Here is a 13214-nt window from a genome sequence, read left to right on the forward strand (position 1 = left end):
CCGTGACTCCGCCGACGCCTCGCATCCCGGCGCGCAGCACCGAGCACGAGTCGCCCCACACCACGCCGTGAGTGGCGAAGTGCAGCACGCGCCGCCCGGGTGCAGCGGCCTTGATCGCTCGTTCCGACGCCGAAGCGCCGTAGCTCGACATCGGCGCGTCCGCGGGATGTGACGCCAGCCACGCCGCCGAAACGTCCTCGACTTCGCGACGCGCACCGGGAAGCGGCTGCAGCTCGAGGCTCGAGGCCGCGAGGCACTTGCCGAGCGAGCCACGCATCGCGAGTGCCGTCGCGGCGGCGGGATCGGGAAGCGGGCTTGCGCGCCCGAAATCGGGATCGCCGACCGCCAGCAGCCCGGCGCCCATCGGCCACGCATGCGCGATCAGCTCACGCTCGGCGCCCGGCGTGTCGATCACGGGTCCGATCTCGACCAGATAGCGATTGCCGGCTTCAGGCAAGGCGCTCCACGGCAGATCGGCCAGGTCGCCATCGGCCACCACGAGGATCGAATACGCGTCACCGAATGCAGGCGCGAGTCGATCCCAGGTGCGCTCGCGCACCGCCTCTCCGAGACGACGGCAGGCGCGTTCGGCTTCGCGTTCGTGTCCGGCCGGCGGCGGCGACGCGAGTGCCGCCCGCCACGCTTCGAGCCGAGGTCTGAGTTCGCGCCTCAGCCCCAGGTCGAGCAGTCGCGACGGACTCGATGCGCCTGTCGCGACGAACGCGACCACCCGTGCCGTGTCGGTTTCCGGCGCGAGTTCGACGATCGAAACCAGCGCCGCCCCGGGAGCGAGTGCGGCGCGAATGCGCGCCAGCGAGACCTGGGCGGTATCGCGCTGCAGGCCGCGGGCATCCGCGAGCGCCGCATAGCGCCGTTCCGCATCCTGCGCTTCGGTGCGAATGATGGCGAGCTTCGCGCTCGCCTCGGGGCTCGCGCCGCTCGCGAGTGCCGCGACCTCGAACTGTGCCTGATGGCGGCGCGCCGCTTCCCACTGTGCGTGCGAGGCGAGCAGCACCGGATCGGCATCGGCACCGCGCGGCGGACGGCGGGCGGCAATCTCGGAGCCGACCAGCCCGCGCCAGCGCACCAGCCGGTCCCACGCGGTCGCGACGCGCGAGGAGTCGCCGCTGCGCGCGAGCAGCGCGAGCTGATCGAACGGTTCGGCCAGACCGCCCGCGAGCTGCAGCGCCTGGCGATCGGCGAGCGCTCGTACGTTTCGGATCACCCGCGCGCGCTCCAGTTCTTCGGCGGCGAGCGCTTCGTCCCAGGCTTCCGGCCGTCCGAGCCACGCGAAGGCTCGACCCTTGAGTCGTCGATAGCTGGCGAAATTGGTGCTCGGGCGTTCCGCCTCGGATGTGAACAGCGAGTCCATGCGGGCGACCACGTCCGCCGTGCAGTTTCGATCGCCCTGCGCCATTGCGATCTCGAGCCGTGACTCGAGCGCGTGCATCGAGAGCCAGATCGGCGCCGGCTCGGCGCGCAGCTTGTGCATCAACGAATCCGAAACGAGGCGGGCGTTCGGAAGATCCCCCTCGCGGGCGAGCAGCGCGGCGTAGAAGCGATCCACGAAGACTTCCATCCGGGTCGGGTCCGGTGCGCGGTCCGCGTACATCGGTCGCACCCGCGACAGATAGCCGCGCGCGGCAACCAGGTCGCCGCTCATCAGGGTCGAAGCCCCGAGCATCACGAGGATCTGGCGAGTGCGAGTGTGCGTGGGGCCGAAGGCCGCATCGGCGACGGACAATAGGGGCTCGAGTTTCGCGGTGACGCTGCGAAAGTCGCCGAAGTCGAAGAAGCGCATGGCGAGATTGAATCGTTGCGGGATCAGTCGCGCGCTGTTCGGGTTGTCGAGTTTCGACTGGATGGCGATGGTGCGTTCGAGGGTTTCGATCGAGCCTGCGATGTCACCGACCTGATACTGGAGATTCGCGAGCTGGCCGAGTGGCTGCACCAGTTCGGAACTGGTCGGGTCGCGCGCCTCCACGATCATCTCGATCGCGGTCTCAAACGAACTGCGCGCTTCTTCGTAGCGACCGCCGAACAACTGATTTGCCCCGACCTCACTCAGCACCTGGGCGACCTGCGGGTGTCGCGGGCCGAACCGCCGCTCGCGCAACACCCGCGAACGGCCGAGCGCCGCCAGCGCCGAATCGGACTCGAGTTTGCGTCGATGGACCCTGCCGGTCATGAACCACGCGTCGGCCGCGAACGAATCGGAGGCGGCGAGGGTCGGCGAACACAGGCGACGGGCGGCAGCGAATGCGGCAAGTGCGGAGTCGGGCAAGTCCTGCTCCATCCGGACGCGCCCCAGCAGATTGCAGGCCGCGACCCAGCGCGCGGTATCGGGCGTGAAGAGCCGCCGCCGAATCGCGAGGCTGCGCTCGAGAAGTGCGGCCCCGACGCCATCGCGCAATCGTGCCTGTCCCAGCAGCGCGCCGGCGCGCAGGTCGAGTGCCCGGGACATCGCCACCGAGTCGGGCGGTATCAGGCGCGAAGCGCGTTCGAACACGCGCGTCGCGAGGCTGTCCGAGAGCGCCCACTTGCGATCGAGCTGCTGGTGGTCGATTTCGTCGAGCGCCACAGTCAGCGAATCGCTCACGGCCGCACCGGCCGCGGGCAGGGCGGCGAGGCACCACAGCAGCCATGGCACGACGGCAAGCGAGCGGCGGGCGATCGACATCGCGCACTCCGGGGCGGGGGTTCGGGAACGGCCGTGCCGGGAAGCTAGCACGCCGAAGCCACGCCGGGTCGAGCGCGGGAAGTGCCCGCTGCGCTCAGTCCATCAGCACGATGTGAGTGCTTTGTTCGACGCCACCCGACCGCAGCCGCGCCAGGTAAACGCCGGCCGACAACCGCTGTCCCGAGTCGCTGCGGCGCGACCACCTCACCTCGTGTGCGCCACCCGCCAGGTGCCCCTTCACGAGCCGCGCGACACGGCGTCCCGCGACGTCGAAGATCGCGAGTTCGACGTCGCTCGCCGCAGGAAGACGGAATCGAAGTACGCCGCCTTCGCGTGAGGGATTCGGGGCACTCGCGATCGCGAGTTCGCCGCCGCGCGCCTGCGGAGCCTCGAGCAGCTGCGGGAACCAGCCGATGTCGCCGAACAACTGATAGGCGAGATCGACGTCGGAGGTGAGGTCTGCGTTGATGTTCGGCTCCATCAGCAAGTTCGGCGTCGCGGTCACGTCCCAGTGCGAAACGCTGGAGCCCGACTGGATCGGATTGGGTGCGTACATCATGACCCTGCCCGCGTCGTTCATGCCGGCGCGATGCGTGGGATCGAGTCCGAGCGTCAGCGACACGGTTCCGGAACCGAGTGCGGCCCGGATGATGGCTCCGGTGGCCTGTGATACTGCGACCGCGGGAATCGTGACGCCCGGAACCACGGCGCTCATCGAGCCGGTGGTGCCCGCCACGTTGTGAACCATCACGAGCCCGACCGCACCATTGGCCTGCGCGTTCAGCGCCTTCTGCGCGATCGTGCAGGTGCCGCGATCGAACAGCGCGATCTTTCCGGCCATCGCGACGGCGTTCACGAACGGAGTCTCGCACGCGTCGTTCGTGATGCCGGCGCCGTCGTTCACATCCACGACTTCGGCGGTGAACCCGCCGGTGGTGAGCGGCGCCCCGAACGTCGCCTGGTTCGCGTCGAACTGCGAGTTCAACGCGCCGGTCGCGATGACGCGCGGACGGAGTCCGAGCTTCGCGCCCGCCGCGGAGGTGACGAGGGGTCCCGACCACACCAGGTGGCTCGCGTTCTTCGCCGAAAGGGCGCGCTCCGCCGCCGTCATCTGGAACCAGGTCTTGCCCGACACGTCGTCCATCAGGAAGTGGTCCCACACCGTCGGCTGGCCGCTGAAGTAGTTTCCGTTGCTCTCGTTGGTGAGCGACAGGAAGCCGAGTCCGTGACCCAGCTCGTGCAGCAGCACCGGGAGCAGGTCGATTCCGTTGGAGCCTTCGTTGCCGTCGAAGCCGTAGTACCAGTTGCGCCCGACCAGGCACGAGCCGATACCGATGCTCGCATTGAACGTGGTGACGATGTCGTCCTGGCCCACTTCGAGATCGACGCCGGCGAGTTGATTCGCCTGAGCACTCGTGTACCAGGTGCCCGCGAAGCCGGCGCCCGGGAAGTTGAACTCGACCACATTGGGTCCCGCCGACCCGAGCACGCCCGACGTGGTCGAACACGCGAGCGGGTCGAAGGCGGCGCGCACCCGGATCTCGACGGTGCTGTTGAGCAGCGCGTCCCAGATGCTCGCAGCCTGCGTGAAGACGTTGAGGCGCTGCTGGCCCAGCGTGGTGCCCGGATTGCCGCCGACCGGTGCGGCCGCGGTCGGATCATTGAAGCCCTCGCCCGCCCCGTCGGTCGGAACGATCGTGATGGCGGCGTGCGACGGAGCCGGAGCCGCGAACAGCAGCGCGACGAGCGTGACCACAACGAGGCGGCGACGATGCGTGTGCAGTCTCATTTCGCCCCCGCGGCAGAGCGGGTGGGCTCGCTCTCACGAACTCGCGCGATGGCCTCGGCCTCGGAGTGCACGCAATCGAACTCCAGCTCGCCATCGGACCCGATGCGGACCATCGAATACGCGCGAAGCCTTCCGCCCAGCACCGCGAAGCCCGAACCGTCGGCACGGATCTGAACCGGGATGTCGGCGAGGGTGGCCGCGCGTGCGAATGCGAGCTTCTCGGCGTCGAGCGGCGCGGGTTCGATCCACTCACCGGTGATGGGATCGAACGCGGCGCGCAGTCCGGCTTCGGGTGGCTGCGGCGGCGGCGGCAGTTGCGGCGGCTGCCACGGACGCGGGTGCAGGTAGAGCAGCGGATGGCGTGGCGACGAGGCGACCGGTGCGATCTCGGTGGCGAGTGCAATGCCGGTGAGCCCGGTGAGGGCGAGCAGGAACACCGCGGAACTCAAGGCACGCATGGAGCGATCCTCCGGAAGTGTGGTCTCAAACGATCGATCGTCGCGATCGAGTGTCCCACGCCGGTGCGTGCGCAATGAAGTCGATTGTGAGGGATCGCGATGGACCGTGACCGGCGCGGCAGCGGCGCCGACGGCACGCGCTATCGTGCGTCCGAGCGCGGCAGGTCGGCGACCCGAGGGCAGGGAAAGCTCTCGGCACCGAGCTTCCAGTCGAGCCGGCTCGTGACGCCGTCGGCCGCGCGCACCGCAGTGACGGCGGCGTAGTCGCGCAACGAGAAGAAGGTCGTGTCCGAGGTCGCGACCAGCGCCCATCCGTTCACGTCGAGTCCGTATGGCCTGCTGCGCACCGGCAGCCGGGGATTGCCCGCCACGTCATACAGCCCTTCATGGCGCCGAAGCGCTTCGGGCGCAACCGGTACCGGAGTGGTGATCGGCGCGGTTGCTGGCGCCGGCGACTTGCCCTCGAGCAGCGCCCACACTGCCTGCTTGAGCAGGTCGACGGCGCCGGTGTGCAGATTGCCGGTCCAGATCACCGAGTACTCACTCAACGTGTCGAAGTCCGCGAAGGCGCGGAAGCCGTTGGTGCTGCCGTTCCAGTAGATGCCCTTGCCGCGCAGTGCGGATTGCCGAAAGCTCTCGCCGAGTTTGCCGCTCCCGTCGGCCCACAGCAGCAGGTGCAGGTCGCGCGCGGTCATCACGACCGAACCTGCGCCGACCAGGAACGACAGGTCCTCGAGCGGCGGATTGCTGACTCCGCCGGGCTCGGGCGCGTAGTTCGAGGCGCGCATCGGCACGATCTCGCCGCTGAGCGGATGCGACGAGTGCTTCATGCCGAGCGGACCGAAGATGCGTGATTGAAGCAGCTGCGGATAGCTCGCGCCGCCCGCCAGCTCGAGCACGCGGGCCAGCACTGCGAATCCGCCCGAGCTGTAGGAGTTGCGCTCTCCGGGCACGAACTCGAGCTTTGTCCGCTTTGCGAATTCGACCATGTCGGCGGCAGTGTGAGGCTGCGATTCCTGCTCGTCGGTGGTCACGCGGTGCGGGATGCCGGAGCGATGGCGCAGCAGATGCTCGATCGTGATGCTGTCGCCGTGAGGAAAGTCCGGAATCCACCGGGCCAGCGAATCGCGATAGCCGAGCTTGCGCTCCATGATGAGCTGCAGCGCGACGATCACGGTCATCGGCTTGGTGATCGAGGCCACACAGAAGCGCGTCTCGGGTGTGTTCGGCACCTGCAGCTCGTAATTCGCCATTCCCCACGAACGCTCGAGCACGATGCGGTCGCGATGAGCGATCAGGAGATTGCCGGACAGTTGTCCGGCCGCCACGAGCGGCCGCGCCCACGCGTCGAGTTCCCGGCCCAACCGGGCGCCGGCGACCACCGCGGGCTTGCGTGGCGTCTCTGAAGCGCCTTCCCCCGTGGCGGCGAGCGACGAGCGGGAGTTCGGCGCAAGAAGGCTTGCGAGCGAGGCCGCGACGATGGCGCGACACAGGAGCGATCGAACGGCACGGCGCATGGCGAGTTCCTCGGGTGCCGCGGTGAACGCGAGGCGGCTCCGCGCGACATCGTGGCAGTCGCAGACTTCGACGTTCGCCGACCGTCCGGGGTTGGATTCGATCGAGGAGGAGCTGGCCGAGTTGGCGACCTTCGGGGGACCGACGTGCGCGGTGGTGCGTTCGGCGCGACGGCGCGCTGTCGCGCCGGTGCGCCCGTGCGCCCGTGCGCCCGTGCATCAGCCCGATGTTGATTCGAAAATAGAGCTTGACGACTTTCGGGCGCGACATCGTCGCGACGCACGACCGGCTTGCCGAGATCGCTCCAGCGTTCGCCACGTGCGCCGGGCTGCGCGGAACTCGTGTGACGTTGAAATGTTTTCGCGCGGCTCGCTGCGAGGCGCCGTGCGGGCCTGTAATTGCGCCGCGATTGCGCATGATATAGAAGAGACCTGCCCCCGCGACTCTCACAGCCGCGGAGACCCGTCATGCCTTCCTACTCGCTTTCGCACCTCGCCGATCGGGTGCTGCTGCGCGATCTCGCCTCGCTCGTCGCCACCGATCGCGTCACGACTGCCGCACTCCTCGCGCATCTCGCCGAAGTCGAGGCCCGCGAGCTCTACCGGCCTGCCGCGTACTCCTCGATGCTCGCCTACTGCGTGGGTGAGCTGCACCTGTCCGAGTTCGCGGCGCTGAGACGCATCCGCGCGGCTCGCATCGCCCGCAAGTTCCCGGTCCTGTTCCCGGCCATCGCCGATGGACGGATCCATCTCACCACCGTGCTCGTCCTTGCGACCCACCTGACTCCTGAGTCGGTGGATGAGCTCGTTGCGGCGACCACCCACAAGACCCGGGAAGAAGTCGAGCAGTTGCTGGCGGAACGCTTCCCGCAATCTGATCTGCCGACGAGCCTGCAGGCCATGGGGTTGCCGGCTCCGCCCGCTGCGATCGTCGCAACTGAACACACTGCCGAGGTGGCGCTGGAGCTACTTCAAAATGAAACACTTCTGGCGGCGCCAGTGGCTGCAGCCCCGGTTGGACGAGCGAGGGTCGCTCCGCTCTCGGCCGACCGCTACGCGCTGCAGGTCACACTCGCGAAGGAAACTTACGACCAGCTGCGCTACGCCCAGGCGCTGCTGAACCATGCGGTTCCCTCGGGCGACCTGGCACAGGTGCTCGACCGGGCGCTCAAGGCGCTGGTGCGTCAGCTCGAACAGCGCAAGTTCGCGGCCGCCACGCGCTCACGACCTCGACGCGGCAGGCCGCAGGGCCGCTACGTGCCGGCGCCGGTGCGAAGGACCGTGTGGCTGCGCGATGGCGGCCACTGCACGTTCGTGAGCGAGAACGGGCGGCGCTGCGAGGAGCGAGCGCGCCTGGAATTCGATCACATCCAGCCGGTGGCGCGAGGAGGGACTACCACCGCGGCGAACCTGCGGCTGCGATGCCGGGCGCACAATCAGTACGAGGCCGAGCAGCTGTACGGAGTGGCATTCATGCGCGACAAGCGGGAGAAGTCGCAGCGTGGCGCTGTGAGAGCAAAGCCCGCAGCGAGTGCGACTGCAGGGCCGCGTGCGACCGCGGAGCCGAACACAGCCGCGCCCACTCCCTGCAACGACGTGATCCCGTGGCTGCGGCGACTGGGGTTTCGCGCGGAAGAGGCGCGTCGCGGGGCCGCGTGCTGCGACGCCATCCCCGAGGCGTCGCTCGAGGAGCGCGTCCGGCGGGCGTTGACCCATCTCGCACCGAGCTGTCGGCGCCAGAGCGCGCACTTCGCTCAGGCGCCGGCATCGTGATCCCGGCGGGATTCCAGATCGGTGCGGTGAATTCTCCTCTAACGGCGCGGTGCTTCCGTTCCCGGCATGCGCGTGTTCTCGGACTCGAACAGGAACCGTGGGCGATCCTTCTCGACCGGCCACAGCTGGCGCATGGTCTCGCCGTCGAACACTTCGCCGTTCTTCAAGACATAGCGGATCGAGTCGCTGTTCTCGATCTTGTCGAGCGGATTGCGGTCCATCACCACGATGTCGGCGAGCTTTCCGGTTTCGAGGCTTCCGAGATCGCGATCCATGCCCAGCTCCCACGCGCCGGTCAGCGTCGCGCAACGCAGCGCGTCGTGATTGCCGATGCCGCCCTGCGTCAGTCCCCACAGTTCCCAGTGCGGACCGAGGCCCTGGAGCTGCCCGTGCGCTCCGAGACTGACTTTTCCGCCGCGGTCCAGGATGCGCTTCGCGCCCTGCGCGACCTTGATGTGATGCCAGTCGCCGTCGATGGTCATCACCGGGCGCCGAATCGCGCGCGCATCGAGCGCCCCGCGCGGATAGAACCGCAGCAGCTTCGGGTTGTTCCATGCTTCGTAGTGCTGATAGAACCAGTGCTCGCCCGACAGTCCGCCGTAGGCGACCAGCAGCGTCGGGGTCTCCACCGTCTGGCTGTGGCCGAACAGCTGCGCGACATCGTCGCGCAACGGCGTGACCGGCAGCGCGTGTTCGTTCGAGGTGTGGCCGTCCACCACCATCGAGAGGTCCATCTCGAGGTTTCCGCCGCCCTCCGGCATCACCATCATGGACTCGGCGCGTGCGGCCGCGATGATCCACTGGCGCTGCTCGCGTCGTGGTTGCATGTAGCTCTTCACGCTGAAAGCGCCGAGCGACTTGAGTCGCTTCAGGTGGTGCTTCGCGTCGTCGAGGCTGTTGACGACCGCCTTCCCCGCCCCGTCCGCGCCGTACAGAATGTAGCCGGTCGACCAGGTGCGGGGCCCCTTCATGACGCCGGCTTCGACCATCTCCGACTCGGTGAACACCGAATAGGTGCTCGCGGACGGGTCGTGCGTGGTCGTCACGCCGTAAGCGAGATTGCACCAGTAGGGCCACTGCTGCTCGGGAATGATGTCGAGCGTGTTGAAGTGAAGATGCGCATGCGTGTCGATCATGCCGGGCATCAACGTCTTGCCCTTGCAGTCGAACACGCGGGCGCCGGCCGGCACCGCGACCTGCGCGGCCGGACCGATCGCGGTGATGCGGTTGTCGCGGATCACGATGGTCCCGTTCTCGACCACCTCGTCGCCGCGCATCGTGATGAGGCGGCCGTTGGTGAGCGCGATCGTGCCGGCGGGCTTTGCGCGCGGCAGCCACAGGCTGATCTCGAGCGTGTCGGTGGGCACGCGCCCTCCCGACTCGTCTTTCGCTTCGGCCTTCTTCGCCCCGGGTGCAGGCGGGATCACCTTGCGACCCGCTTCGATCGCGCGCGTGTCCCAGTAGGCGAGTACCGAATCGAGACGTGTCCGGTAGAGCCGCGGGCCGAAGGACCAGGTCAGTCGCCGCCCTCCCTCGGTCCAGTTGATCCAGTCGGCGCCCTCGTCATTGGTGAATTTCTTGACCGGCACCGGGCCGTCTTCGCCCGCGATCTCCACCACCTTGCGGCCCACTTCGGGCAGCGCCGTGAGATAGGCGTTGAACTGCTCGACGTAGGCAGCCCACTTGCCGTCCGGCGATGGGATCACTTCCTCCGCGAACTTGAATCGCAACAGCTCGGCTTTGTCGGTGCCGTCGGGGCGAATCGACCACAGGCTGGTCTTCTCCTCACCGGGCCCGGTCTGCTCGGTACTCACATAGTGAATCCGTTCGCCTTTCGCATCCCACGACACGCGCGGCATGCGGCGCGTCGATCCGCGCGAGGCGAGATCGGTGACACGCGAGACGACGCCTCCGCGCGCCGGCACCCACACCACCTCCGCGCGGCCCTCGTCGCCCAGGTCGTGTCCGCGCAGCGGCGCGTTGTCGCCGCGGATCAGCACGAGGCGCGAGCCGTCGGGAGAGAACGAGGGATTCGCGTACTGCGCCGGAATGCTGGTGAGGCGCTTCGAGCCGCCGCCGCCGGCCGGCATCGTCCAGACATGTCCGCCCTCGCGATCGTTCCACGACACGTAGGCGAGCGTGCGTCCGTCGCGCGAGAACGTCGGGGCGTAGGCGAGCCCGCCCTGGGTCACGAGCTTTTTCGGCGTTCCGTTCGGCAACGCCTGGCTCCACAGGCTCCCGATCGCAGCGAAGACCAGCGTGCGCCCGTCGGGACTCGGCGTCGGCCACGAGATCATGCGCACGCGAAACTGGTCGGACGCGATGTTCTGCGGAAACCGCAGGGCGTGGCTGATCACCTGTTCGACCTGGGCGGTGAACGGAATGCGCGTCGCCTTGCCGGTCGAGAGTTCGACGCGATTGAACTGACCGCCTCCGCTCACCACGATCGAGCGACCATCCGGCGTGAACGCGAAGTTGGGGTACACGCCATTGAACGCGAAACTCTCCATCAAGTCGTCGTCGAGGCCGTCCCACAGGATGCGCTCGGTGCCGCGTTCGAGATCGAACAGCCCGAGCACGGTCTTGAGGCGCTCGCGGCGGACGAACGCCATCGTCTTGCCGTCGGGCGAAAGCACCGGCCGGCACGATCCGCCGAAGCCGTCCGTGATCACCGTCGCGTCGCCGGTGACTCGATCGAAGCGGCGGATCTGATAGATCCCCGCGTACACATTGCGGTCGTAGGCGTAGCGGCTCGGCCGCGCGCTGTAATAGAGGTAGCGCCCGTCGGGCGAGAACACCGGCTCGCCGGCCTCGGGCAGATCTCCCTTGGCGGTGAGCTGCACGCCGGATCCGCCGCGCAGATTCACCAGCCACAACTCGGCGGTGCCGAGCGAGCTGTAGTCGGTGATCCGCTTCTTGCACGCCACCCACTCGCCATCGGGGCTCCATGCCGCCTGATTCACGACGCGCTTCTCGCTCGTCACGGGCCGCGCGTCGGAGCCGTCGCGATTCATGGCCCACACGTTGTCGCAACCGCCACGGTCACTGGTGAAGAGCAGTCGGCGGCCGTCGGGCGACCAGCGTGGCCCGTAGTCCCACGCGGGCCCCGAGGTGAGGCGCGCCGCAGTGCCGCCGGAGATCGGAAGCGTGTACAGATCTCCGAGCAGATCGAATACCAGCGTGCGCCCGTCGGGGCTCACATCGACCGACATCCAGCTGCCCTCGTTCAGCTCGAATCGCACCGTGTCCGCCGGGCCGTGTGTCGTGTTCACGAACCAGTCGCTGGAGGCCGCCTTCGTGGTGTCGGCGACCGTCTTCGCGGTGTCGGTTCCGGCCTCGTGAGCACCGACGTGCGCGTGGGCGAGGTGGGGCGCGATCGAAACGGCCAGTGCGAGGCCGAGCGCGAGGCCGCGCCGGAGCCGAAGTCCGAGTCGAAGCGTGAATCGAAGCGGGCGAACCGACATGAGTCCCTCGGGGAGTGGGGGCGTGAGACGGCGGCGGAAGTTCCGACGATCGAGTGGGGCGCCTGGTGCGGGCGCGGAGCCTAGCGGATCGCTCTTTCGCGGGTCCGCAGATTGATCCGAGCGCGGGAGCGCGGAGCCCCGAAGGGGGAACGGCGCAGCTGAACGACCATTTCGCGTCACCCGGGTCGAGTTCCCGCCGTTTCATGGCTCTTCGTCCGCTGGAGTTTGGTCAGCTGAAACAGCACCCCTTCTCTGTGTCTAACCCCTTTCGGCCGCGCTCGAGGTGACCTACTCTTTGACCTGCCGCTGCACCAAAAGCGCGGACCAGCAAACGTCCCGACAGCCCCTCTCCCTCGAAATCCCCTTTTGGAGGCTGCAATGCGTTCCCGTCTCGCGACACTCGCCAGCATCGCCGGACTGCTCGTCGCAACTTCTGCGTCTGCCGGACACCATCTCTGGGATACCACCGAAATCTTCTCGAATGCGAGTGGCAGCGTTCAGTTCATCGAGCTGTTCACCGCGGAGAACAACGAAGCAGGGCTCGGACCGTTCACGCTCAAGTCCGGCGCCAACACCTTCACCTTCGTGACCAATCTTTCGACGACCGCCACCGCGAACACGTGGGTGCTGGTCGCGACCCCGGGCTTCGCGGCACTGCCGGGCGCGGTGACGCCTGACTACACGATGCCGGCGAACTTCTTCTCGACCGCGGGTGGATTCATCAACTACGCCGGCGTCGACATCTGGAACTACGGCACGGTGCCGACCAACGGCATCAACTCGCTGCTTCGCAACGGCACCTCGGCGGGGAACTCACCGACGAACTTCGCGCACCAGACCGGACACATCAACGTCGCGACCCCGGTGCCTTCGCTGCAGACGTGGGGACTGATCGCGCTGGTGGGCGGCATCCTGGTGCTGGCGAGCGGACTGCTGCGCAAGCGCGCGAACGATCTCGCCACGGCCTGATCGGCCGGCGCGCATCGCGCTTGAGAACTCTCGGGGCGGACCGCACCACGCGATCCGCCCCGATGCTTTGGCCTCGAGCGGCGATCAGCGTCCCGCGAACAGCGCCAGCGAAAACGCCCGCTCGAGCACCCACACCACCGCCATCCATGCGATCGCGAGCGAGCCGACGCCCATGACGACGCGCGGGTAGAAGCGCGAGCGCGACGCCGCGAACCACACCGGGAGCGCGAGCACGCACACCACCAGCATCGCGAGTTCGACGCCGAGGTGGAATCCGCCCAGCGCCACGACCCGCGAACGCGTGGGCAGCGCCATGTTCGCGAGCGCGCCTGACATCGCGAGTCCGTGGCACGCACCCATGAATCCCACGATCGCCGGGGCGCGACGCCCCGCAAACGGTCGCAGGTTGTTCCACGCGATCGCGAACACCGACAGCGCGAGTGCGACGCTCGCCCACTGTGACGGCACGCGCACCACCCCGAAGTAGCCCGCCCAGAGCGCGATCGCCTGACCGATCGCGAAAGCCGCCAGCAGCGCCGCGGCGGTTCGCGTCGCCGCGGCGATCCC

At 68.2% G+C, this 13214-nt stretch carries 8 protein-coding genes; 2 read left to right on the forward strand and 6 right to left on the reverse strand.

Features of this window, described 5'->3' with window-relative positions:
- The 4 genes from HOP12_11005 to HOP12_11020 form a co-directional block, all read right to left on the reverse strand.
- Positions 1 to 2680 (reverse strand): CHAT domain-containing protein (locus HOP12_11005; protein NOT34682.1); only part of this gene is annotated, 2680 nt, incomplete at its 3' end.
- A 94-nt stretch (positions 2681 to 2774) separates the two neighbouring features.
- A complete protein-coding gene (locus HOP12_11010) occupies positions 2775 to 4469 on the reverse strand; it encodes a peptidase (protein NOT34683.1) in 1695 nt (564 codons plus the stop codon).
- The gene (locus tag HOP12_11015) at positions 4466 to 4927 is read right to left on the reverse strand and encodes a hypothetical protein (protein ID NOT34684.1); all 462 of its coding nucleotides are present in this window, start codon (positions 4925 to 4927) and stop codon (positions 4466 to 4468) included. Before HOP12_11015 ends, HOP12_11010 begins: the two co-directional genes overlap by 4 nt.
- Before the next feature lie 140 nt (positions 4928 to 5067).
- Positions 5068 to 6444: a beta-lactamase family protein gene (locus tag HOP12_11020; GenBank protein ID NOT34685.1), complete on the reverse strand. Its 1377-nt coding sequence runs from the start codon at positions 6442 to 6444 to the stop codon at positions 5068 to 5070.
- 465 nt (positions 6445 to 6909) lie between these two features.
- Here HOP12_11020 and HOP12_11025 point away from each other — a divergent pair, with 465 nt between their 5' ends.
- On the forward strand, positions 6910 to 8214 hold the full coding sequence (locus HOP12_11025; GenBank protein NOT34686.1) for an HNH endonuclease: 1305 nt from the start codon (positions 6910 to 6912) through the stop codon (positions 8212 to 8214).
- 38 nt (positions 8215 to 8252) lie between these two features.
- On the opposite strand, the gene HOP12_11030 is transcribed toward HOP12_11025, so the two are convergent.
- A complete protein-coding gene (locus HOP12_11030; protein ID NOT34687.1) occupies positions 8253 to 11678 on the reverse strand; it encodes an amidohydrolase family protein in 3426 nt (1141 codons plus the stop codon).
- Positions 11679 to 12056: 378 nt separating this feature from the next.
- Here HOP12_11030 and HOP12_11035 point away from each other — a divergent pair, with 378 nt between their 5' ends.
- A complete protein-coding gene (locus HOP12_11035; GenBank protein ID NOT34688.1) occupies positions 12057 to 12647 on the forward strand; it encodes a hypothetical protein in 591 nt (196 codons plus the stop codon).
- A gap of 84 nt (positions 12648 to 12731) precedes the next feature.
- Here the strand turns inward: HOP12_11035 and HOP12_11040 are convergent.
- Positions 12732 to 13214 (reverse strand): HupE/UreJ family protein (locus HOP12_11040; GenBank protein NOT34689.1); only part of this gene is annotated, 483 nt, incomplete at its 5' end.

It is taken from the genome of Candidatus Eisenbacteria bacterium (assembly GCA_013140805.1).
In the GTDB taxonomy this organism is placed as follows: Bacteria; Eisenbacteria; RBG-16-71-46; order RBG-16-71-46; family RBG-16-71-46; genus JABFRW01.

What these genes read in the sequence shown, in the direction of transcription:
- HOP12_11010 (NOT34683.1), bottom strand. Translation starts at nt 4,469, where the DNA reads ATGAGACTGCACACGCATCGTCGCCGCCTCGTTGTGGTCACGCTCGTC.
- HOP12_11015 (NOT34684.1), bottom strand. Translation starts at nt 4,927, where the DNA reads ATGCGTGCCTTGAGTTCCGCGGTGTTCCTGCTCGCCCTCACCGGGCTC.
- HOP12_11020 (NOT34685.1), bottom strand. Translation starts at nt 6,444, where the DNA reads ATGCGCCGTGCCGTTCGATCGCTCCTGTGTCGCGCCATCGTCGCGGCC.
- HOP12_11025 (NOT34686.1), top strand. Translation starts at nt 6,910, where the DNA reads ATGCCTTCCTACTCGCTTTCGCACCTCGCCGATCGGGTGCTGCTGCGC.
- HOP12_11030 (NOT34687.1), bottom strand. Translation starts at nt 11,678, where the DNA reads ATGTCGGTTCGCCCGCTTCGATTCACGCTTCGACTCGGACTTCGGCTC.
- HOP12_11035 (NOT34688.1), top strand. Translation starts at nt 12,057, where the DNA reads ATGCGTTCCCGTCTCGCGACACTCGCCAGCATCGCCGGACTGCTCGTC.